The sequence below is a fragment of the Sporosarcina sp. ANT_H38 genome, from assembly GCF_008369195.1.
GTDB lineage: Bacteria > Bacillota > Bacilli > Bacillales_A > Planococcaceae > Sporosarcina.
Genome location: NZ_VOBC01000001.1, coordinates 960,446 through 985,340, shown reverse-complemented (window position 1 = coordinate 985,340; position 24,895 = coordinate 960,446). Strand labels below are relative to the sequence as shown.

The window sequence follows — 24,895 nt, the reverse complement described above, 5'->3', positions numbered from 1 at the left end:
TAAATTAATTGAAATTTTAATCCTTTTATCAAAAAGGCAAAGTCCCCCTGGCCCTTAATAACTACTTGGCCCTTTTACAGCAAATTTATTAATTAAATCCACCGGCCTTCACTGTAACACCCGAAAGGGATTACTTCTTGATAACCAGTTTTTTTGGCAGTTGAGGCTTGCTTAGTGATTGATAATGGCACCAATCAAATTTAAAGAACCTTTCCTCATTTTCTAACACTTTGACGAACAATAAGCTTTGTAGAGATAAATACTTTTTTCGTTATTTTTCTCCCTTCTAAACGTTCTACTAATGTATCTACGGCTGTTTCACCCATAATTTCTGTATATACTTTAATCGTGCTCAATGATGGATACATATATTTTGAAACAGACATATCATTAATGCCAATAATACTCACACGCTCAGGAATAAGTATAGCTGCTTCATGAAGTGCTCTTAAACAACCAATTGCGATAGTATCACTACTCAAAAAAAATGCAGTCGGCAAATCATCGCCTAAGTCTTCAATCGCTTGCCGCATTAATCTGTAACCATCTTCTACTGAAAAAGAGCCTACATAAACGAATCGTTCCTCATACAAACCTTTTTCTTTCATATAGGATTGGAACGTCTTTTCCCGTAAATCTCCGATAGGTTCTGTTTGTCCTTTTAGTAGTTCCAGTCCACCAATAAACCCTATTTTTTCATGCCTTGTAGAAAGAAAGAAGTCAATTACTTTTTTTGTTGCCTTTTCAAAATCAATGACGATCGCATCATATTTCTCTTCGTTAGGGCTGTAATCTACAAAGACAACCGTTGGATTAATCGCTGTTAATTCCTTCACTTGTTGGTCGCTAAATTTACCCACCGCAACAATACCTTCAATTTCCGTTGCAATAATAGCTTTGATATTATCGAAAAAGTACACTTCGGAATACATGCCCATTTCTTTACACCGTTGTTCAATGCCGAGCCGAATGGATAAATAATATAGGTCATTTAATTCTTCCTTTTCTGTATACCAATGCACAATCGCAATTTTTTGATTAACATATCTTTTAGATGAACGTTTTCGATATGACAACTCTTCTGCTGCTTCAAATATCCTTTTTTTCGTTTCGTCTGCTACCGATAGGCTTGCATCATAATTCAGTACACGCGAAACGGTTGAGGAAGATACACCCGCTTTTTCTGCTATATCTTTAATTGTGGCCATTCTTTATCACCTTTTCCATTACTCATTCTTTACTTTCTTGGCTGCGAGAAAGAGCAGTTCGACCAAAACCCCATCATTTATCCTAATTTATGTGTATCAATTAAATTTATTTCAAGACTTTTAGTTCCATGTAATTCAAAAACAACAATTTCATTGTCACCTTTTCTTACTAACGGACCTGGTAAATATAATGTTTCTTGCGGTCCAACTTCCCAGTACCTTCCTAAATTAAAACCATTAACAACGACAAAACCTTTTACCCACCCTGGTAATTCCACAAAAGTATCGCCAATCTCTTCTATAGTAAATATTCCTTTGTAAAATCCGGGCCCAGTAGTTTTTTCATTGTTTTCCTTAAACGACAGTAATTGAAGATTGTCCATTGGTAAAGGATACATCGTCCAGTCAAATAAGAATTGACGCTCAAATCGAACACCTTCTGTGATTCCTTTTGGATCATTCATCAAAGGTCCATAATTAATACGTCCCATATTTTCAACTAATAGATCGATTTGAACACCTTCTTTGGGTACTGAAAATGAGATGACGTTATTTTTCCATCGATCAATGACACCTTTGTATTCATTATCCACAAATACTAGTGCACGATCCCGCACTTCCTGTATCGTTAATGCTGCTTCTTCTTTTGGCCCTTGCAAAAAAGTACGATAAAGTGTAAATCCATAATCTTGGCCAAGTTTCTCCATCGTTTCAGGGTTTGCCCTTTGGATTGGCTCGCTGATCATTTCTAACGCCTCAAATAACTGAACTGACTCCGTCATTGTAACAGATCCATAATTCATTTTTGGAATCGGTTCAGGTAATATTAATTCACCAATGTCTTTATGTTTGGCAATTGCTTCGCGAACCGCGTGGAATTTAGGCGTAATATCACCTGATTCACTTACTGGACAATCATAATCATAGCTCGTAACCGTCGGCTGATATTCATCACCATAATTAGCCCCATTGTAAAAGCCAAAATTCGTGCCTCCATGGAACATATAAAAATTAACCGAATCCCCACGTTCAAGCATTTCCGTAAATGTTGCGGCAGTTTCAGCTGGGTCCCGTTTGTGATGCTCTTCCCCCCAGTGATCAAACCAGCCATTCCAATATTCCATCACAATATTTGGCGTGTTTGGAAAATACGCTTGCAACATATCAAACGCTTCTGTTGGTTTGGAGCCGAAATTAACGGTCGCCAAAACATTATCGACCGTACCACCTTGGAGCATTAAATCTGTTGGTCCATCTGATGTAAACAGCAAAACATCTATTCCCCTAGCAATCATCGCATCCTTGATATAAGTAAGGTATTTTTTATCATTGCCAAAGCTGCCATACTCATTTTCGATTTGCATCGCAATAATCGGACCGCCATTTGTTTGTAAAAGTGGCTGTAATTTTTTCAATAAAACATCATAATAATGATCCACTTTTTCTAGATAGGGCTCATAATAAGACCTGAATATCATATTTCTGTCAGCAAGTAGCCAAGCGGGCAAACCACCAAATTCCCACTCTGCACAAATATATGGACTCGGTCGAACGATAACGTGTAATCCAAGACGGTCCGCTATTCGGATAAACTCTTCAATATTAGCAATACCTTCAAAATTGAATTGGCCTTCCCTAGGTTCATGTAAATTCCACGGAACATACGTTTCAACACAATTGAAGCCACATGCTTTTAATTTCACTAACCGATCTTCCCAATATTCTGGTACAATCCTAAAATAGTGAATAGCACCAGAAATAAGTTGGATAGGTTCTTTATTTAACAATAGCTGATTTCCTTCAACCTTTAAAATAGGCACTACTACAACTCCTTTTATTATCATTTAAGGTTTTACCCTTTTAGTCCACCCATCGACATACCTTCTGTCAACTTTTTCTGTGTTAGCGCATATAGCGTAATCGTCGGAAGCAAGACGAGCACAAGACCCGCAAATAATGCTGCCCAATCCGTTGCAAATCGCTGTACCTCCATTAAGTTTGCAAGTCCTACAGGTATCGTTTTCTTCTCATCACTTGAAATTAATACTAATGCGAGTGCATATTCATTCCAAAACGTAAAGAAGTTAAAAATCACAACAGTTAAAATACCCGGTCTAGCAAGCGGAATAATGATACTGATCAGCGTACGAAAATATCCACTGCCGTCGATAAACGCCGACTCCTCAAACTCTTTGGAAATGGATCGCATAAATCCAGTTAGCAAGTAAACTGAAAATGGTAACGCACCAGCGGCATAAACAAGACTCAACCAAAAGCGGTTATCTAACATCTCAAGATTATTCATCATTAAAAATAATGGAATCATGATATAGACGGGTTGAATAAATAAGCCTGCCATATAAAAGTTATGTAAAGTCTTTCTCCCTTTAAAATCAAATCGAGACAGTGCATAGGCAGTTGGGATAACCAATATCAGCAATAGCAACATCGAAAGACCTGTTACAAAGAATGAATTTATTATAAATTCTCCCATACTTGATTCTGTAAATGCCCGAATAAAGTTATCAAAATTCAACGCTGCAGGCAATCCCCATGGGCTACTCATAATTTCCTTATTTGTTTTCAATGATGCGATTACATTCCATATCAGCGGATACACAAATATAAATGTCGCAAGTAATAAAACAATCCTAACGACTATCTTTGAACCTCGTTGTTTTACGCCTTTATTTCCACTCATCTTTCCACCTCAATTCTAGTGAATCTCACGTTCTGTTAGTTTATTGCTAATAAACGACAGCAGTAACGACACACAGAAGACGATTACGGCAATGGCCATTGCATAGCCAAAATTAGCATTTACAAAAGCCTGTTTATACATATAGGTCAACGCGACTTGTGAGGAATTATTCGGTCCACCTGAAGTCATGACAATGACAAGGACAAAACTGATATTCAATACGCCGTTAATACTAAAAATAATTGTAATTCGTATGATTTCCCATAGCATAGGAACCGTAATCTTGAAAAATTGCTGAACCGCATTCGCCCCATCTAACGAGGCTGCTTCATACAACTCTCTTGGAATGCTATCCATTCCAGCAAGATACATAACCATATAGTAACCGACGGCTTGCCAAACCATTACAAGTGCAATGGCCCATAAGACCGTATCTTTACTACCTAGCCAGGTTAGTGCAAACTGATCTAACCCCATCCAATTTAGAACTTCATTAATGATTCCCATATTGGGATGATAAATGAAAGCCCAAAGAATCCCAATCACCACAAAGGATAAGATGCTAGGGAAAAAGAAAATAGTGCGATAGAGATGTTTTTCTCTTAATTCACCGAAGGATAAAATCGATGCAAACACTAATGATAAGAACAATGTAATTACAGGTACAACAAGCATAAGAAAACCCGTGTTTTTTAATGATTTTAGGAACACATCATCTTTAAACAATTCGACAAAGTTATCCAATCCGATAAACTCCTGATTACCTCCAAAGCCCGAGCTACTAAACATCGATTTAATGAATACTTGTGTTACCGGATAGACAATAAATACCGAAAAAATAAGCAATGTCGGCAAGATACAAAATAGTATAAAAGCCGTTCGCTCTTTACTTTTCATTACAACCACCTACTTTCAAGGCACTTTAATCATTAGCTTATATACTTAGTTTAGAAGCATTCCCCTAACCTAGTAGTAGATTAGGGGAATGTTAGTTAATCGAATACGTCAGGATTTAGTAAGATTGAAATTCTACTGTATAGTGTTACTCCTTTTTTTCTGCAACCTTTGAATAGACATCGTACATTTTGTCCGCCCATTCTTGAATTGTCATATCATCATTCATAATACTAGCTACTTGATCAAATAATACTTCACGAGGGTCGACATTTACGCCTGTTGGTACAGGTGCAAAGTTACCAGACATCGAGTACATGCCCGATTCAACCGCTTTAAAGACATTATAAGACGATTCCGACAAGTAATCTGCAACTAAATCAGCCGCACCCACTATCGCCATTGATGCTTTTGTTAATTCACCATTCAACTTAACATTCTCTTCTGTGTACATAAATTTCAAAAATTCTTTCGCAAGCTCTGGATTAGCAGCTCCTTTAGGGATATACATTTGCTCAATGGAATTCAATGCAAGAAGCGGATCATTGTCATTGAAAGTTGGTATTCCAAGAAACCCGAATTCAAAACCATCTTCTCTTGGCGCTTCTGCCATTTCCCCTTCAAACCAGTTACCATTTGGAATAAACATAGCTTTCCCTTGCATAAAGGATGTTTGTGATTGTGTATGATCTAGAGCAACCGTTCCGTTCATTAAAGCATTATCTTCTTTCGCAATCTTTTCAAAAATCCCTAATGCAGTAAGTGCTGTTTCTGTTTTCCAAAACTCAGGATCATAATTCAACATCTGGTCTAATGCTTCTTGCCCACCAAGTGAATATACAGCTGGAATTAAGATTTCTTCTAAATAGCCAGGTACAGTTCCCTGATATGTGAACAATGCACGATCATTATCTTTTGCAACTTGATTTAACGCAATAAATTCATCCCATGTTTTTGGTAATGCAATGCCTTTATCATCAAATAGTGTTTTATTGTACCAAAGACCCATTACATTATAGTTATACGGTGCAAGGTAAATCTTACCATCACCGTATGGTGACATATAAACAGATTCCAATACACCAGGTAAAATTTTATCTTTTAATGGAACCGCTTCATCTAATGCATTTCCTGCAAATAAATCAGTCAAATCAGTAAAGCCATGTTCTTTAATCATACCTTGCGTGACACCGGAAGGATCTGTTTGGTTAAGATATACGATATCAGGTGGATTTCCTGCAATAATTTTAGGTCTAATCATTTCCCCGATATCCGGATTTGCTGTCACAGTTACTTTTGTGCCAGGATTCGCTTTTTCAAAGTTTACAGCGAGCTGTTTCCAAAATGCATCCCCATACCCACCTTGGAAAACGGTAACTTCTAACTCTTTACTTTCAACGTTGGCATCTTCACCTTTAGCTGGTGTATCTTCTTTCCCGGCTTCTTTCCCATTACTGCAACCCGCCAGAATCACTGCGAAAATAGCCAGTAACACAACCATTTTACCAAAAACAGATTTCATACCAACACACTCCCCTTTGTAGTTATCAGAATCTCTCATCAACTCGAATATAATTAAAGGCTTAATCACCCCCCTAAACTTTTACTTGTACCTATAAATCATCCACATAACCTTTTTGAATACGCTTTCACACTGGGTAAAAAGTCAATAAAATTGTTTGGTAAAACATTCACTATTAGTTTTTTCAATATTAACATATATTGATTATTCCGTCTATATAAAATATTGAAAATGGAAAACTAATACCATATAGAACAAACCCCTTATGCCACTGGACTTTCCGCACCAATTCTAGCCTTATTGTCTATTTTGATAAGACTATTGAAATCCTTGTCGAACGGGCAAGTTGATATTTATCGAATTCATTGGTATTATCAGTCTCTATGTAGAAGAAAGGGGATCAGTATGATACAACTAATTGCAATAGATATGGATGGAACAATATTAAGTCCTGACCACTCCATCAGTGCAAAAAATAAGCAAGCGATTTTAGCTGCTCAGTCGAATGGAATCGAGGTTGTAATTGCAACTGGAAGAAGTTTTTCTGAAGCCTTTGGTCCTGTTAGGGATAGCGGATTGAATCTTTCATATATTTGTCTGAATGGTGCCGAAGTTAGAGATGACTTAGGAGAATTGATTTCAGCAACTCATATCGTCGAAGCTGATATAAAAAAAATCACATCTATTTTAGAGGCACACACGATAGATTATCAATTATTTATTGATAAGCTCATTTATACTAAAAGCATCAAAGATCAAATGGATACTTTCGTTCAACTCGCTAAAGCCGCGAACCAAATCCCCCCTATCGATAAAATCCTTCAAGAAATAATGGAGAGAGTAGAACAAGGTTTTATCGTCCAACTTGATTCATTTGATGAGCTAATTAACCAACGCGGAAGTGAAATTTATAAAGTATTTGGAACATCTTATAATAGACTGCAATTAGATAATGCAAGAAATGCACTTCAACTGCTACCTGGACTTGCTATCAGTTCTTCTGGAGCAGGAAATCTCGAGATTACAGATATCAATGCTCAAAAAGGGATTGCAGTTGAACAATATGCTAAGAGCAAAGGAATTTCAATGGCTAATGTCATGGTAATTGGTGATAGCTATAATGATCTATCCATGATGGAACGTGCAGGACACTCTGTTGCAATGGGTAATGCTCCAGTAGATATTAAAACTGCTTGTACTGCAATTACAACAACCAATGAATATGACGGTGTTGGGATGGCAATTGAGGCTATTCTGCAACATCAAAATTAAATTAAAATATCCCTCCCCGATTGTCTATCAAATTAGGGAGGGTTTTCTATGCTGATTTTAATTGATGTAATGGCTTTCAACTATTTTTCCAATCAAAATGCATGGCTCAATTTCACAGGAGTACCCTTCATTGCCGATTCTAAAGCAGCTAAGGTTACTTTATGTGTCTTATAAGCATCTTCGTAGTCAGATAAAATTTTAGATGAGTCAGCCGTCCTTACTGCATTGATAAATACTTCACTTTCTGTTTGATAAGGATTAACTGTATCGATATAGTCAGTTGTTAACCCTTTCATCGTAATCTCTAAACGCTTGGATGACCAATCGAGCATTCCCTGATCTGTAAATAAGGTGATTCCAGATTTCCCAACACTTTCTGGAAGTATGCAAGTATTCGAAATATTAGCCACAATCCCGTTATGTAGTTTCAACGTTACCGTTCCTACATCCGCAACTGTGACAGATTTGTCTTTTGCCGAAAGAATCTGGTTACCAAATACCGCATAAACTTCTTCGACTTCCCCACAAATAAAGCGAAGTAAATCGACAATATGCGTAGTCTGTTCGACGAATTGTCCCCCAGAACTAGCATGAGTTCTCCACCATGGTACTTTGGGCATGCTCCCCATATATTGCCCTAGGACAATACCAACATTCTGGCCATTTAGTATACTTTTTAGATGCGCAATCGAATCACTATAGCGATATTGATAACCTACTGATGTAAGCAAAGATTCTTGCTTGATTTCCGTTAATATTGTTAAAGGAATTTCATTGTCTTGACTCAATGGTTTCTCAACAAAAAATGGAATCCCTCGCTTAATTAACTCCAGTTCAATCTCTCCATGAGACATAGGTGGGACACAAATATAGACGACATCCAAGCGAATCGCGTCAAGCATACTATACAAATTGTCATACCCTTTCGCATGCGTAAACTTCGCTGCCATTAACTCCGCTTTTTCTATACTTGTGCCATATATGGCTGTTATCTCGACATCTGCTAATTCCGATAAAATCTTTGCATGGAACATACTGAAGTAACCTGTTCCAATCATCCCTACTTTCATAGTCAATATGACTCCCCCATAATTTTCATTTTATTTCTTCTATAGTAATTGCTAGTTTGACTGAAATCAAATTAGTGAATTTCGTGTTATAAAAGTTCAAGTTGATTAAACATTCATCTGTATCCGCAATTATAACATTTAGCTAACTATATTGAATAGTCTTTCAAAGTATAGTACACTAAACTTAATTAAATTAATTTATTAACTTTAGGAGGTAACAATCTTTGAAAAAACAAGATTTATTCAATGAATTTCAATCAATCTTTAACACTGCCGAAACACCACGCACATTTTTTGCACCAGGGCGAATTAATTTGATTGGTGAACATACCGATTATAATGGCGGTCATGTGTTCCCTGCAGCAATCTCATTCGGGACATACGCACTTGCCCACAAACGCCATGATCAAAAGTTGCGTTTTCACTCGCTAAACTTCCCTCAAATAGGGATAATTGAATGTGATCTTTCCAATTTAGTCTTTAACAAAGCACATGAGTGGGCTAACTTCCCTAAAGGCATGATTAACTCTATGAGAGAAAGTGGATTCAAAATAACGACTGGAATGGATATCTTATTTTATGGCGACATCCCAAATAGTGCTGGACTTTCTTCATCTGCTTCTATTGAAATGGTTACCGGTGCCCTCTTAGAAGGCCTATTTGATTTGACAATTGAGCGTGTAAAGATGATTCAGCTTGGGCAAAAAGTAGAAAATGATTATATCGGTGTCAACAGTGGAATTATGGATCAATTTGCAATTGGTAAAGGTAAAAAAGGGCATGCCATCCTATTAAACTGCCAAACATTAGCTTTTAACTATGCACCAATTGAGCTTGCTGACCACGTGATTATCATCATTAATACCAATAAAAAACGAACACTCGCTGGTTCAAAATATAATGAACGCCGCGCGCAATGTGAGCAGGCTTTAGCGAACTTACAAACTATACTTCAAATTAAAAGTCTTGGCGATTTAACGAAAGATCAATTTGAAGAACACAAACACCTCATTTCTAGTGAAACAAATCAAAAACGTGCAAAACATGCTGTCTATGAGAACCTACGGACAATTGAGGCCCTCCAGCAATTACAACAAGGTAATTTAGAGGCCTTTGGTCAATTGATGAATGAATCACATAAATCACTTCAACAAGATTATGAAGTAACAGGCATCGAACTTGATACGATTGTCAGGGCAGCATGGGATCAACCAGGCGTTGTGGGTGCTCGCATGACTGGCGCCGGTTTTGGTGGTTGTGCGATTGCAATTGTTAAAAAGGATAAAGTGGATAGCTTTAAGAACAATGTAAATAATATCTATAGTGAAAAAATTGGTTATGAGGCATCATTTTACACCGCTACAATTAGTGACGGAGCAAGAGAACTTACTGAAGGAGTGTACTAGATGAGTGTATTAGTTCTAGGTGGAGCAGGATATATCGGTTCACATGCGGTTTATCAGTTAATTGATCAACAATCGGATGTCGTAGTGATTGATAATCTACAAACCGGACATAGGCATGCTGTCCATCCCGATGCAACATTTTACGAAGGTGATATTCGTGAAATCTCGTTTATGCGTAGCGTATTTACTAATGAATCTATTGATGCAGTTATCCATTTTGCAGCGAATTCCCTTGTCGGTGAATCTATGGAAAAACCGCTGGATTACTTTGATAATAACGTCTATGGTACACAAGTATTATTGCAAGTCATGACAGAGTTTGAAGTCAAAAAAATTGTCTTTTCATCCACAGCAGCCACTTACGGAGAGCCAGAATCAGTCCCTATTACTGAAGAAATGCCTACTAATCCGACAAGTACTTATGGAGAAACAAAACTGACGATGGAAAAAATGATGAAATGGTGCGAACAAGCCTATGGAATTCGCTATATAGCATTACGCTATTTCAATGTGGCGGGTGCGCGAGAATCAGGAGAAATCGGCGAGGACCATCATCCCGAAACACATCTTGTACCAATCATTCTCCAAGCAGCGCTCGCACAACGTTCACACATCACTGTTTTTGGTGAAGATTATAATACGCTAGATGGCACATGTATCCGTGATTATGTCCATGTGGAAGATCTTATCAATGCACATCTTTTAGCACTTAATTATTTAAACAATAATGGAAAAAGTGATATTTTCAACCTTGGTAGTAATCAAGGGTTTTCAGTCAAAGAAATGATTGATACAGCAAGGGCAGTTACAGGTAAAGAAATCCCTGAGAAATCAGGTGAACGTCGTGCGGGTGATCCTAGTATTCTAATCGCAAGCTCTGATAAAGCTGCTACTATTTTAGGGTGGCAACCAACGCGAACTTCTATTGAAAAAATCATTCAGGATGCTTGGAACTGGCATGTCAATAACCCAACTGGTTATCAGAAGGACGTGACAGGTAAATGATTTACCAACATATTAAAGGACTCATAAAAAAAGCTGTCGATGTTGAGCTAATCAATGATGGTGATCAGATTTATGTGACGAACCAAGTACTTACACTGCTCCATCTCGAATCTATATCTGCAACTACTGCAGATATAACGGATGACACAATCCCCAATCTACTCGACAAAATCATTGCCTATGCTATCGGAAATAACGTCATTGACGACGTATTTGATGACAAAGAAATACTTTCCGCTTCGATTATGAATTCCTTTGTCGCTCGGCCATCTGTTGTCAATGAGACTTTTCGAAAAAAATATAATAACTCTCCTAAGGAAGCTACAGATTATTTTTATGAGTTAAGTAAAAACAGTAATTATATTCAGATGAACCGCATCAAGAAAAACATCCATTTTAAAGCAGAAACAATCTATGGTAATATGGACATTACCATTAACATGTCAAAACCCGAGAAAGATCCTGAACAAATCAAGAGAGAAAGTGAATTGAAACATAATGTTGATTATCCAAAATGTTTATTATGCATTGAAAACGAAGGATATGCAGGCCGAACAGGTTATCCAGCTAGAGCAAATCATCGTATTATTCAAGTGCCGCTCATAAATGAAAATTGGTATCTACAATATTCACCCTATGTCTATTATAATGAACATGGTATTTTACTAGCTGAAGAACATCGTGACATGAAAATCACTAAAGAAACTTTCGAACGCTTGCTTACTTTTATAGCGAAATTCCCACATTATTTCATTGGTTCAAATGCCGATTTACCTATAGTAGGTGGGTCAATTTTGAATCATGATCATTACCAAACAGGAAGCTATGATTTCCCTATGACATATGCAAAAAACGCATTGTCATTTACGTTAGAAAAGTTTCCAAACATAACGGCATCTGTCCTGGAATGGCCATTAACAACCATCCGCTTGCAGGGAGATGAAATAGAACCCTTGATTCAAGCAGCTGACCATGTACTTACCACATGGAAAAATTATAGTGATGAGGAAGCGGGTATCAAAGCCTTTAGTAATGATACCCCACATAATACAATCACACCGATTGCCCGAATGCATGGTAACAAGTTTGAACTCGATCTTGTCTTACGGAACAATCGAACAACTGAGAAACATCCACTAGGACTTTTCCACCCACATGCCGATGTCCATCATATTAAAAAAGAGAATATTGGGCTTATCGAAGTAATGGGTCTGGCAGTTTTACCAGCTCGTCTGAAAGATGAATTAACTGAAATCAAGAAGTTTTTACTAGATCAAACAAGTGCCGTAGCCCCCTATCATCAACAATGGGCAAAACAGCTGAAAGAAAACTATGGAGAATTATCAAACCTTGAACAAATTGAACCCATATTAGAAAAAGAACTTGGGATTAAGTTCGCCAAAGTACTTGGAGATGCAGGCGTTTTTAAAGTACCAAGTGAGTGTGAACGATTTATCAAAACATTAAATTGATAGGTGGTTAATCAGATGAACATAGAAACTCAAGATATAATGAGTAAGTGGAAATTATACACGCTATTAAATGATAACGGTATGAAAGTAAGCTTTTTGAATTTCGGTGGCATAATAACTGATATAAGCGTTCCGAATCGAAATAACCAACTAGAAAATGTGGTTCTTGGCTATAAAAATTATGACGATTATGAAGAAAACACGAAATTTTTTGGTGCGATTATTGGCCGTGTTGCCGGAAGAATTCAAGATTCTTCATTCACTATCCTAGATCAAACATATTCAATGGAAGCAAATGAAGGTGGCCATCATTTACATGGAGGAAATGGAGGATTTCATCAGGTAATCTGGCAAGCTAGCCCCTTTCAAACAGATGAAACAATTGGCGTAAAATTAACTCATAGAAGTTTAGATGGCGAAGGTGGATACCCTGGTACTATTGAAGTTGCTGTTACCTATACACTGACTAATAACAATGAGCTCATCCTTGATTATTCAGGGACATCCGACAAAACGACTGTGCTTACTATGACAAATCACTCCTATTTTAATTTAAATGGGAATTTAACCGACACGATTCACAACCATCATGTTACAATCGAGAGTGATGAATTTGTTGAACTTGATGCGGAACTAATTCCAACCGGTAAAAAGATCAATGTAGCGAATACGCCATTTGATTTCCGAACTGGAAGAAAGCTCGTTGACGGTATTCACTCCACAACAACACAAAATAGAGTTGCAAATCATGGATATGATCATTACTTTATTCTCAATCAAACGCAACAACAACACATCAGTGTAAAAGAAGAAACAAGTGGCCGTGTGATGACGATTAAGACCAACCAACCAGGTGTCGTTATGTACACATCAAATACCCTCGATGAAGGACTCAATCTAGCAGAAGGACAATCAAAACCTTATTTAGGTGTCTGTTTTGAAACACAAGCCTCCCCTGTATCCTTGCATCACGATGGCTTCCCGTCCGTTTTCTTAAAGGCTAATGAATTGTATGAAAAACAGACAGTGTTTTCTTTTGGTGTTGAGGGCTAGATTCAATCTATATGACAAAGACTACTTAAATGCATTCCTTGTTTACTTTTAGCAACCATCAACTTCTACAATTCTAAAAAAGAAAACTCAATAGAGAAAGCATGAGCAGCCAAAAATTGTATCTTGGCTGCTTTAGTCCATTTTCGGAAGCCATCCATTCCTTCGTCCCGAAAAGCTTAAGCTCTTGATGTAACTGTGCTTTTGGAGAGCGACAGATGAACAAACGCCATAAAATTACCGAAAAAATGTATAGGGATGCGACGAAGTCACATCCCTATACATCAAGATATCTCGGTAATGTTATGAAAATCGTTCAGTCCAAAGTACTCCAATGGCAGCCCTACAAGGAATCCTAGTAGTAGATCAATTTATTAGCTGGTTAATTTATTTTAATCAGCTAACAATTTAAAACATAAACAAAAGGAGTTATTACAATGAAGTTTGGTATTATCGGAACGAATTGGATTACAGATCGATTTATTACAGCAGCAAAAGAACATCCCGAGTTTAGCGTTGGGGCAATCTATTCAAGAACTGTGGAAACAGGGAGAGCGTTTGCAGAGAAACATAAGGTCAATAATGTCTATACAGATATGTTGGAAATGTTTCAAAGTGGCGATATTGAAGCTGTTTACATTGCATCACCAAATGCATTCCATGCGGAACAAAGTATTTTAGCAATGAAAAATGGCATCCATGTTCTTTGTGAAAAGCCGGCTGTCACGTCTTTAAATGAAATGGATCAAGTTATTAAAGCATCTAAAGAGCATCAAGCAACCTATATGGAAGCAATGAAATCCACGGTGACACCTACATTTCTCAACTTGAAAGAGAACTTAGCTAAGATTGGTCCACTACGACGATTCGTATTTCATTATAACCAATACTCTTCGCGTTACAATAAATACAAGGAAGGCATTATTGAAAATGCTTTTAAACCTGAACTTGGAAATGGTGCCAAAACAGACTTAGGTGTTTACTGCATCGCACCTATTATTCATCTAGTTGGAGAACCGAAATCTGTACTCAAAAATACTTATTTACTATCCACTGGTGCAGATGGCCAAGGAAGTATGATCTTAAATTACGATGAATTTGAAGCTGTTATTATGTACTCCAAAATTTCAGATTCCCATTCTCCAAATGAAATACAGGGTGAAAATGGTGTAATCGAAATCGATAAAATTAGTGATCCGAAGCAAATTATTATCAAATACAAAGATGGTCAAACTGAAGATATTTCTGTTAAGCATGAATATGATTCTATGTACTATGAAGTAGAAGAATTTATAAAATGCGTGAAAAATAAACAGATAGAATCTACCATCAATACACATGCAATCTCTCGCAGTGTTACAAAAATTCTTACTTGAATTAATACATTATAAATCGGCTATTGACTGATCGTTGGATCTGAAATGATTCAACGTGCTGTCACTTGTTCCAATCTCCCGCCTATAGGGTAGACGATAAAAAAAGTCTACCCTATTTTATATTTCATTCAAACTCATAGACTCCTTCTTTTTCTAATCGACCATTTATTAAGAACCCAATAAAGCAAGAAGTGACTTCAAAGAGTTGTTAAATTAATGTAATTGTACAATCTACTTTTACTTACTGTGTTCTCGTATAAAAAAGATGGTATCAAGAGTAGACAAGTCCTTTAAAAAAATTAGTTGATCCAGTTAGGTATAAAGAACTTCAATAGTCGTGTACCCTTCAGTGATAATCTTCCCCAGTCCAACGCCAAAATCCTACATTAACTCCTCTAGCGAATGAGCTAAATCCTTTATTTAACCGAATTTTAACCATTTTAGAGATTCGATCAATTATACATAAATTATGTAAATCATAACATAGTAAAGAAAATTTCCACGAGTACGATGATTCAATAATTGAGAGAGATACCTATCTTCAAATCAAGGTGAATTTCCGACATTTCAAGCCACGATATTTTCAAACTGCATCTCGAAATATTCGTTAACTGAGCCCATGCCATAGCCATACAAACGTCTAAGATACGGATTGATGAAGGTTTGAATGATCCTTTTTACAGAGGGCGCGAAATCTAACAGTGGAAGCACTGCAGGAACTATTTCTTTGGGTGTTAGTTAGTTAGTTAGTTAGTTAGTTAGTTAGTTAGTTAGTTAGTTAGTTAGTTAGTTAGTTAGTTACTTGACGAAGACTAACCCCTCGATTCACCCTGGGAAATGAAAGCTCGTTTATCCAACAGGCTAAGTGATTTCCTAACTATTCACCTTCATGTAAATCTTTATATCGAAGCTCCCAGACGGCACAAAACAGTGTCAATTCGGCAACCCACTCTTCCCTATGAACAACTAAAGTACTGACGAATTTAGAATTGGCCGAGTCGGACTTCTTGAAAAACGCACATGAAATCGCTGTGGGTTTTAGAAAAAAGCTAGTAAACAACCAGCTGATCGTCGTCACCAGAATTACAAAAAAATAAACTTCATAATAATATAGATCTGAAATTTGGCGTGGTGCGAAATGTGAGCTGTTTAACTTGTCTGGATTGAATTCGACCGACCAGCCTATACAACTTTGGGCATATTTAAATCCCGTCCACTAAAGCAGACGGGATTTATTGTGCAAATATAAACTACAAATTGGTGGATTATGCACCAATAAACGGATACACACTCTATTACCTAAAAAATTATACCTTGTGAATTAACGGGTTATAGCTATTTTTAATTTTACAGCAATTATTTAATAGTAGCCAATATATCATCCTTTGATTCCAGTTAGTGCAACACCTTCAATAATATGTTTTTGCGCAATAATATATATGATTAAAACTGGTATAATTGAAATTGTCGATCCAGCCATCATCAATCCCCAGTCAGTTGCATATAGTCCCTTAAAGTAGTTCAACATCAAGGGAACAGTGAATAAATCAGGTGTACTTAAATAAATTAATGGCTCCATGAAATTATTCCAGGTACCCATAAAACTAAAGATACCTACTGCTGCTAATGCAGGTTTTATTAAAGGAAGAATAACACTCCAGAAAATCCTTAACGGGTTTGCTCCATCTACAACGGCTGCTTCCTCCAATTCATTTGGTATCCCCATAATAAACTGCCTTAATAGGAATACTGAAAAGGCATTAAATAAAGCACCAGGAACAATTAAAGCCAAATGGGTATCCAACCAACCTATTTTACTCATTATCATATAGGTTGGTACCATAGTTACTTGTTTTGGAATCATCATTGTTGCTAAAAATAAAATAAATAATAAATTTACTCCTGGAAAACGAATTTTTGCAAAGGCATAAGCAGCCATAGCAGCCGTTATCAACTGAATCCCTACTATGAGTACTGTGATATAAAAGCTATTCCAATATGCTCGACCAAATGGCATTGCCTTCAAGGAGTCTGGATAGTTAGACCAAACAAATGGGTTCGGAAGAAACTCTGGAGGTACAATAAATATTTGTGATACACTTTTCAAGGAACTAGTTATTGACCATATAAAAGGGAAAATCATTATAGCTGCCCCTAAAATGAGCACCAGATGAAGAATAACTGTTGAAATTTCAATCTTCTTTTTAATTAATTTTGTTTTCTTGTGACTGTCCTCATTTACAACAAGCGTTTTACTCTTCATAATGAACCCACCTTTTAGAAACTTTAAACTGAATTAGAGTAAAAATCATAATAATCGTAAACAGAATTATCGCTGCTGCAGCACTTTCACCCATTCTAAAGTTAACAAATGCTAATTCATATATGTGGTAAACAATTGTATAACTTGACTTTGCCGGACCACCCATAGTCATGACGTAAGCTTGGTCAAATACTTGAAATGAAGATATTATTGCCATGATCGTTACAAAAAATGTAGTAGGTGATAACATGGGTAAGGTAATATGGCGAAATTTTTGAAAACCCGAGGCGCCATCAATATCGGCAGCTTCATAATAGCTTTTTGATATTCCTTGAAGACCAGCAAGAAATATAATCATATTAAAACCTACTTGCCACCAAACACTAAGCATTACAATTGAAATCATAACTAAGCTAGTATTTGTTAACCATTGCGGTCCCGCTATTCCAAAAACACCTAGCAATTGATTTAATATCCCAAAATCACCATTCAAAATCCACATCCAAATTACACCTACGGATACAGAACTGGTAACCACAGGCATAAAGTAAAATATTCTGTATAACTCTTTCCCTTTAACTTTATTTAATGCAAAAGCAAGTAATAAAGAAATCGATACTCCTATAGGAATATAGAGGATTGTATAAAGAACTGTATTCCGTAATGACTTCCAAAACACAGGGCTTTGAAACTGTCCTATGAAATTTTCAAGTCCAATAAAAGATTTCGTACCAAAACCATCCCAATCCATAAAACTTAAGACAATAGAAAAAACAAGTGGGATAAGGGCAAAAGCCACGAGTCCCAGTAACTGTGGTGCTAAAAAGAAATAACCCCAAAGTGTTTTATTTTTCATCATAGCATCCTCTTTTCAATGCTAGTAAAATAAAAGAGAATAGATCACCTTTTATTTTAACTATTTAATGTTAGTTAATTATTTTCTATAATCTTCAATCATTTCTTTTGCTTTCTTATAAAATTCATCCATGGTCTTATCAGCATCTTGTTGCCCTAGATACATAAGATCCACAATGTCTCTAAGTTCCTTGTCTAATCCTGGAACTGACATTTGCTTATCATCAACAATTCCAATGTTACGGGCATCGAGTAAATAGGTGGCATGCTCTGGAACTTTTGCTTCCTCAACAAGATCATCAATTCCATTTACAGATGGAATCGCACTCCCGTTCTCAGCTAGACGTGCTTTCTGACCAACAGTAGAGGTATAGAAAGAAAGAAATTTCTTTGCCTCATCCACATGCTTCGAGTCTTTGGATACCGACATATATGCAGTACCAATAGCTGCAGGCTCCATTTTCTCGCCTGTATTTGTTGGCCACGGGATATAATCGAAGTCTAATGAGTCATTTTCGCTAAACATCGGCGTTAACCAACGACCAGCGGATAAAAAACCAACTTGATTAGACATAAACAACGCGTCGGCTCCCTGTCCTTTTGGCAATGACCCACTATATGTGATTTTTCCATCTTCAATTAATCCTTCAAGGTATCTAAACGTTTCTCGCGCTTTTTCATTCTTGTCTAAAATGATGTTTCCATTATCATCATACAATTCTCCTCCATTTGACCAAACCCATGATAGTGTATAGACACCACCACTTGAACCAACATACCCTTTCTTACCAGCAGCAACAAGTTCCCCCGTCATTTCAGAAAAAGTATCCCAATTCCATTGTCCTTCATCAAAGTATTCCTGAGGAGTTTTTTCAATACCAGCCTCTTTAAGAACATTTTTGTTATAATACATTAGGAACGGATTACTATCAACAGGTACTCCAAATATCTTATCATCCTTCTTAGCTCCACCCCACAAACCTTCAGCAAACTCATCAGCTTTTACATAGCTATCATTGCTCTCTAGGAAATCAGTTAAATCAACGACTTTTCCGGTTTCAATTAGTTTAGATATGTAGGTATCACCAGCATAAAAAATATCAGACGGATTTCCTCCGGAAAGCTCAGTAAATAGTTTTTGTTCGTAGCTGTCACTAGGAACTGGAATAATGGTTATTTCAACATTAGGATTCTCTTCTTTATATAAATCGATTGCTAGCTTGTACCCATCAATTTCAACTGGGTTTCCCCATACTGACATTTTAAGTTTCACTTTCCCTCCATCAGATGATTCTTTGTCATTCCCTGAACTACATCCGGAAATGACAAGTAATAATGCAAGTAGCATTGATGTTAGTTTAATAAACGCAAATTTATTTTTCATTTGTAAATCCCCCTTGCATAATTTAGTAAGCTTGGAATTCATAGAAAAACGAAGCAGGACTACTCATTATTCAGATTTTTCAGCTTGTTAAATTTGGATTCAATCCTATTACTAGTAATAATGGTTAGTAGACGGATTCATATATCGAAAGCTTTGAACCACTTCATATGCCTAAGTATTCTCCAATAAGTTTCCATTACCATTTAATATCAACATTTAACTAATTCCACTAAACCAATAACCCTCTAAATAAAATCTGATAATCCCGGCATGATTTAAAATCGCTGTAAGTTAATTCCTGAAAAAGTAATGTAACCATAACAAGGCTAATTATTCTCCTTATTTTTCAGACTGATTGTCCCATTGATTCGATTTTAATAAACGACTTATCACATAACCTATAGATATTGTAGACCGCGATACTCCAAAATATAATGGAGGTCATCGGAATAATATAGGTTATTACGATGGTTATAAATAGTATTATTCCACAGAGAAATGTGGATCGAAGCTGTGTCACAGAAAATAATAAAGAGTTTTTAAGAATGGAGGTCCAACCCATTTTATAGTGAACCATTATTGGAAATAAAAAAATCGACGTCATTATGAACAATAAACACAAACATACTAATATAGAAACCGCAAGGAATTTTAAGGTTCCCGACATTTGAAGGCTGATGGATATATTAAAATAAAATAAGTAGGCTAACCCAAACCAAATGATCCCCAATATAAAACTTTGTAGGAAATTTTCTTTTAAAAGCACGAAATAGTTTCTGAAAATACCTGTTTCTTTCTTCTGAGTCCATTGCCTTACTACTCCAAACATTGCTGCTGTAGCAGGAAAAATAGTAATTATCGGTAGACACATTAAAAACCATAATAAATTTAGCAAAAGAAAGTTGATCGATTTCTCTAATATGCGATAGAAAGTACCGTCGATTCTAAATAGATTCATTTTCCTCATCCTCTGTATTATATATCGCAACTTTCGCACTCCATACAACAGCATGATCAGTTGACTGCACCAGCCTTGTAGCCCATTCAATAGATCAATTTATAATTTCATTAATAAATGAAGACACCTCATGTTTTGGTATAGAAAGATTAACGAGAAATCACTACTACATTGAAGTTGTTCATGTAGAAGTTGTTGAACTTCTAAGTCTGATATCGTTCCTGATTCTGAGCAATCTTCGTAGCATATATAATTTAGTCATTTGTATGCATGCAATAGTACTCTTTAAACCACACTTTCATAATAGTTATCGATAAAAAGATTCCAACCATGTCATATTTAAGTTAGATGAAATATGATATGGCTGGATTTGTACTAAAGGTTAGTTTACTAACCACTTTTTCATATTACTTATAAGTCGGTAACCAATCCCCATGCGCTTCAATAAGTTCATCACACAATGAAACAATATCATCGATAGAAAGTTCAGCTGAAGTGTGTGGGTCTAGCATCGCAGCTTGATAAATATGCTCTCTCTTACCTGTCATTGCAGCCTGTATAGTTAGTAACTGTGTATTGATATTAGTTCGATTCAGGGCAGCTAGTTGTTCTGGTAGATCGCCTACATATGTAGGTGTCACTCCACTTGCATCTACAATACACGGAATTTCAACACATGCATTTCCCGGTAAATTACTAATTAAACCACCAGTGTTCAGCACATTTCCACCAATTTTAATTGGTATATTTGTTTCCATTGCTTCAATGATATATGAACCATACTCACTCGTTCGTTCATGAGTTAGATTTTCGTCATTGACTAAATCCTCACGCATTTTCTTCCAATCTTCAATCTGACTGATACAACGCCTTGGGTATTCATCTAGTGGTATATTGAAACGTTCTATCAATTCTGGATATCGATTCTTGATGAAGTATGGATGATACTCGGCATTATGCTCGGAAGACTCTGTCACATAATAACCAAAGCGCAACATTAACTCAAAGCGCACCATATTATTATGTTTTTCTTTTTGTTTCTCAATCGCTCTTCTTTTGATTTCTGGATATAAATCTTCCCCATTTCGGTTAACTTCAAGTAACCATGCCACATGGTTAATCCCAGCAATTTTCCATTGAATATTATCTGTTGGCATATCCAAAGATTTTAGTAACCCTTTCGCACATCCCTGTACACTATGACATAAACCGACTGTTTTAATTCCAGTGTACCTAAGCATTGCACCTGTAAGCGCGGCCATTGGATTGGTATAGTTCAAGAACCATGCATCTGGACACACTTCTTCCATATCCTTTGCAAAGTCCATCATGACAGGAATTGTCCTTAAACTGCGGAAAATACCACCAATTCCGACTGTATCTGCAATCGTTTGACGCAGTCCATATTTTTTAGGGATTTCAAAGTCAATAACTGTACTTGGCTCATATCCACCAACTTGAATCGCATTAATAACGTATTTTGTATCTCTTAATGCATCTTTTCTATTTGTATATGTTACGATATTTACAGTAGAACCAAGATTCTTTTTAATATTGTTCAACATTTGTTCTGAGTCTTTTAGCCGCTCATGATCAATATCAAATAATGCAAACTCAAAATCTTGCAAAGCCTCCACTCTCATGCAGTCACCAAGTACATTTTTCGCAAAAATTGAACTACCAGCACCTAAAAAAGTAAGTTTGGACATGCTAGAAAACCTCCTATTTAATAAGTCATTCCAAGAATAAAAGTAATTTTAGATGAATAAAAAATAATGGTCATTTTCAATCTATAAACTATTATTCAAGAGAAGTGACGCTCTAATCATCATAATCTGAATAATGAGGTTACGCAATGGTAATAAAAATAGAAAGAAGGGTAAAATATTGCTATCTAACTTCCACTCATTACAATATGGTACATATGGATTTCGTTTTAAAGGATCCCACCAGCAACGCATTACAGGGATTCACTCTATAGGATGGGAAAAGAAGATAAATGCTCCTTACAACTGGAATGGTTTAACAAGAAGTGAAGTAGATATAATCGTCTTCCAATATACCTTAAAAGGTGTAGGTGAGATTAAAATTAAAGACCATACATATCGTCTTGAAACTGGTGATGCTTTCTTCGTCAAAATCCCAAGTGATCACTGTTATTACCTACCTTCCGATAGTAACGAATGGGAATTTATACATATAACTTTATTGGGGGAGGAAGCCCTCAGGTGCTATGAAGGTATTACAGCCGATGTAGGTCATATACTAAAGTTAGATTTATATTCTACTCCAATTTCAACTATCCTTGAAATCCTGAGAAAGGTTGCAAATAATAAACTGAACGATGCATATGAAGCATCCTCTTTTGCCTATTCATTTTTAATGGAGTTACAACGATGTATCTTAAACAACAATAAGAATGACGAATGGCCCGATTCAATTTCTAGTGCAACTACTTTTATTGAGAATAATTATGCTGATCCTATTACTCTCGACGATATTGTAGAAGCTTCTGGACTTTCTAAGTACCATTTCGCTCGAGTGTTTAATAAAACAATTGATGCAACACCTATACAATACCTAACGAATATCAGAATCGATAAGGCAATTGATTTACTAAAGGATAAAAAATTAACTATAGATGAGATTGCATTAAAAGTAGGGTTTTCTAATGGGAATTATTTTGGGAAAGTGTTCCGCTCATCCCTTGGAACATCTCCTGGAGAATATAGAAGCGGTAAATCATTCATCACTGTAGATCATCTTATTCGAGATCATTAACTCCCCACCTATTAACTCAAGTAACTAATCATATAAAAAAACGCCTAACACTGCCCCCTCTAAGGGACAGTGTTAGGCGTTTTTAAACTGTTAGAACATCGTGTAAACATAGATGGTTTTTCACTATTAGCACCTCAATCATTGCTAGTAAGGGTAAAATTCCCTTCAACCACATTTATTGTGGTGATTCTAAAAAGCCTGGATAATTCTACTTCCTAGTATGCATGGCTGTTAATACATCAACTATAAAAAAGTTGGGCTGTATGAGTTAGGAAGTCATACTGCACAACTTTTTAGTTTTCTACACCTACAACATATCTGCAGATTGGTCTTTCATCAATACAAAGTAAAGTCTCTAGAGCTTATTGTCTTTTCAACTAAACAAAATACATCCCCTCTGTATTCGGCAATGGAATCGGAAAAATGGTTTGTAGTTCCCTACCCAAAAATAGTGACTGGGGATCAAATAACAGTTTCACAAACTCTTCTAGGGATACCGTTATTTCCGTTGCATTAAAATGATTTATGGTTACAATTTCTTCATCCAAAGTTCGTACACTAAGACTTTGCGCTATTGTTGGATCCTTCTCATATAAATAAGGCATCAGTTGGCCTATGAGTCTCTCTACATCAACAATATGGATGGTTCCTTCATTATTCTGCTCTTCACATGGATGTTCGCTTATTTCATCGCGGAATTTATCATGCCATGGTAGCGTGAGTTCCATTTCTAGAACAATATCATTTTCCAGCAAATGCTGTACAATGCCATATACAATTCTTGGATCACCACCCCACTCAATTATAATCGCATGTTCCTTGGTACTTTTTGGAGTAGGCATGCCGATCACTGCATAACCTTCTAGTACGCCATCTCGACTTGCTACATATAACGCTTGTTCCATCTTAAAAATACTGGCATAACCACCCGCCTCTAAAAGAATCTGCCATTCCATAATACTACTGTCAAATCGCACTCTGTGCTCTTGTCTTATCCGATCTATTTGAAAAACATCAGCTGATTGACCTTTGCGTATATCCCCATCATATCCACCTTTATTTATGCTCGATTTTCCAATTGAATATTTAAATGATTTACCAAAATGATAGCAATGATTCCGCATATAAAGTCCTCGGTCTCCAGAGACAAATAATAATGAAGCTGCCGCCTGATTGATATAATCATAGATTTCTTGTAAAATATTCGTTGAAATCCCTCGTTGACGGTAATCTTCGTGAGTACATACAGATCCAAGTGAAAAAACAGTAAGTGTGGCTTCACCAATTCGGATAGTAGCAGGGACTAATCCAATGAAACTGATTAAGGTCTCCCCATCAAAAGCACCAAAAGATTGCTGCAGTTCTTTCGAAAAGACATGTGGGAATGCCTGCCCCATCGAGGTGTGACCTTGTTCACGAAATGTACGATTAGATAAATGAATCGCTTGTTCAAATTCCTCGGCTTTGAGTCGACGAATTTCCATAGATAGCAGCTCCTCCCTGGATTCTCTTTCTTATTCGCCTCTAGGTATTTAAAATTAATCTTCAAATAAACGTCACCCTGAATAATTCATATATTAATCTCCAAGGCTCCCAAAACACAGTGGCACCAAATGATTAGGTACAATGGATCTTTCACCAAATAACTAATCTAACTATCCCCCAACTAAATATGAGG

At 36.4% G+C, this 24,895-nt stretch carries 19 protein-coding genes; 7 read left to right on the top strand and 12 right to left on the bottom strand.

What is annotated here, in order from left to right:
- Positions 1-215: 215 nt before the first annotated feature.
- The 5 genes from FQ087_RS04590 to FQ087_RS04570 form a co-directional block, all read right to left on the bottom strand.
- The gene (locus FQ087_RS04590) at positions 216-1,208 is read right to left on the bottom strand and encodes a LacI family DNA-binding transcriptional regulator (RefSeq protein ID WP_149579354.1); all 993 of its coding nucleotides are present in this window, start codon (positions 1,206-1,208) and stop codon (positions 216-218) included.
- A 77-nt stretch (positions 1,209-1,285) separates the two neighbouring features.
- Positions 1,286-3,028: a glycoside hydrolase family 35 protein gene (locus FQ087_RS04585; protein ID WP_255452144.1), complete on the bottom strand. Its 1,743-nt coding sequence runs from the start codon at positions 3,026-3,028 to the stop codon at positions 1,286-1,288.
- A 32-nt stretch (positions 3,029-3,060) separates the two neighbouring features.
- The gene (locus FQ087_RS04580) at positions 3,061-3,909 is read right to left on the bottom strand and encodes a carbohydrate ABC transporter permease (protein ID WP_149579352.1); all 849 of its coding nucleotides are present in this window, start codon (positions 3,907-3,909) and stop codon (positions 3,061-3,063) included.
- A gap of 15 nt (positions 3,910-3,924) precedes the next feature.
- On the bottom strand, positions 3,925-4,806 hold the full coding sequence (locus FQ087_RS04575; protein WP_149579351.1) for a carbohydrate ABC transporter permease: 882 nt from the start codon (positions 4,804-4,806) through the stop codon (positions 3,925-3,927).
- 145 nt (positions 4,807-4,951) lie between these two features.
- The gene (locus FQ087_RS04570; RefSeq protein WP_149579350.1) at positions 4,952-6,325 is read right to left on the bottom strand and encodes a carbohydrate ABC transporter substrate-binding protein; all 1,374 of its coding nucleotides are present in this window, start codon (positions 6,323-6,325) and stop codon (positions 4,952-4,954) included.
- A gap of 405 nt (positions 6,326-6,730) precedes the next feature.
- Between FQ087_RS04570 and FQ087_RS04565 the strand changes: the two genes are divergently transcribed.
- A complete protein-coding gene (locus tag FQ087_RS04565) occupies positions 6,731-7,597 on the top strand; it encodes a Cof-type HAD-IIB family hydrolase (RefSeq protein WP_149579349.1) in 867 nt (288 codons plus the stop codon).
- A gap of 92 nt (positions 7,598-7,689) precedes the next feature.
- Here FQ087_RS04565 and FQ087_RS04560 read toward each other — a convergent pair whose 3' ends face one another.
- The gene (locus FQ087_RS04560; RefSeq protein ID WP_370456062.1) at positions 7,690-8,667 is read right to left on the bottom strand and encodes a Gfo/Idh/MocA family protein; all 978 of its coding nucleotides are present in this window, start codon (positions 8,665-8,667) and stop codon (positions 7,690-7,692) included.
- Between the two features lie 224 nt (positions 8,668-8,891).
- Between FQ087_RS04560 and FQ087_RS04555 the strand changes: the two genes are divergently transcribed.
- The 5 genes from FQ087_RS04555 (at position 8,892) to FQ087_RS04535 (ending at position 14,976) form a co-directional block, all read left to right on the top strand.
- Entirely contained in the window at positions 8,892-10,073 is a 1,182-nt protein-coding gene (locus FQ087_RS04555; RefSeq protein ID WP_149579347.1) for a galactokinase, read from the top strand.
- Positions 10,074-11,078: a UDP-glucose 4-epimerase GalE gene (gene galE, locus FQ087_RS04550; protein WP_149579346.1), complete on the top strand. Its 1,005-nt coding sequence runs from the start codon at positions 10,074-10,076 to the stop codon at positions 11,076-11,078.
- Positions 11,075-12,550 carry a UDP-glucose--hexose-1-phosphate uridylyltransferase gene (locus tag FQ087_RS04545; protein WP_149579345.1) on the top strand — a complete coding sequence of 492 codons (1,476 nt, stop codon included), beginning with the start codon at positions 11,075-11,077 and terminating at the stop codon, positions 12,548-12,550. The genes galE and FQ087_RS04545 overlap by 4 nt, the downstream gene beginning before the upstream one ends.
- Positions 12,551-12,565: 15 nt before the next feature.
- On the top strand, positions 12,566-13,603 hold the full coding sequence (locus FQ087_RS04540) for an aldose epimerase family protein (protein ID WP_149579344.1): 1,038 nt from the start codon (positions 12,566-12,568) through the stop codon (positions 13,601-13,603).
- A 434-nt stretch (positions 13,604-14,037) separates the two neighbouring features.
- Positions 14,038-14,976 (top strand): Gfo/Idh/MocA family protein, encoded by a 939-nt coding sequence (locus FQ087_RS04535; RefSeq protein ID WP_149579343.1) that lies wholly within the window; start codon positions 14,038-14,040, stop codon positions 14,974-14,976.
- 1,378 nt (positions 14,977-16,354) lie between these two features.
- Here the strand turns inward: FQ087_RS04535 and FQ087_RS04530 are convergent.
- The 5 genes from FQ087_RS04530 to melA form a co-directional block, all read right to left on the bottom strand.
- Positions 16,355-17,239, bottom strand: coding sequence for a carbohydrate ABC transporter permease (locus FQ087_RS04530; RefSeq protein ID WP_149579342.1), 885 nt, complete (start codon positions 17,237-17,239; stop codon positions 16,355-16,357).
- A complete protein-coding gene (locus FQ087_RS04525) occupies positions 17,229-18,098 on the bottom strand; it encodes a carbohydrate ABC transporter permease (protein WP_149579341.1) in 870 nt (289 codons plus the stop codon). The genes FQ087_RS04530 and FQ087_RS04525 overlap by 11 nt, the downstream gene beginning before the upstream one ends.
- A gap of 75 nt (positions 18,099-18,173) precedes the next feature.
- Positions 18,174-19,478 (bottom strand): ABC transporter substrate-binding protein, encoded by a 1,305-nt coding sequence (locus FQ087_RS04520; protein WP_149579340.1) that lies wholly within the window; start codon positions 19,476-19,478, stop codon positions 18,174-18,176.
- A 346-nt stretch (positions 19,479-19,824) separates the two neighbouring features.
- Complete coding sequence (locus FQ087_RS23295; RefSeq protein WP_188006633.1) at positions 19,825-20,436, bottom strand: YesL family protein; 612 nt, start codon at positions 20,434-20,436, stop codon at positions 19,825-19,827.
- Positions 20,437-20,843: 407 nt separating this feature from the next.
- On the bottom strand, positions 20,844-22,145 hold the full coding sequence (gene melA, locus FQ087_RS04510; protein ID WP_149579338.1) for an alpha-glucosidase/alpha-galactosidase: 1,302 nt from the start codon (positions 22,143-22,145) through the stop codon (positions 20,844-20,846).
- 178 nt (positions 22,146-22,323) lie between these two features.
- Here melA and FQ087_RS04505 point away from each other — a divergent pair, with 178 nt between their 5' ends.
- Positions 22,324-23,217 (top strand): AraC family transcriptional regulator, encoded by an 894-nt coding sequence (locus FQ087_RS04505; RefSeq protein WP_255452143.1) that lies wholly within the window; start codon positions 22,324-22,326, stop codon positions 23,215-23,217.
- Positions 23,218-23,594: 377 nt separating this feature from the next.
- Here FQ087_RS04505 and FQ087_RS04500 read toward each other — a convergent pair whose 3' ends face one another.
- Positions 23,595-24,701, bottom strand: a complete 1,107-nt coding sequence (locus tag FQ087_RS04500) for a GNAT family N-acetyltransferase (protein ID WP_149579336.1) — start codon at positions 24,699-24,701, stop codon at positions 23,595-23,597.
- Between the last annotated feature and the right edge of the window lie 194 nt (positions 24,702-24,895).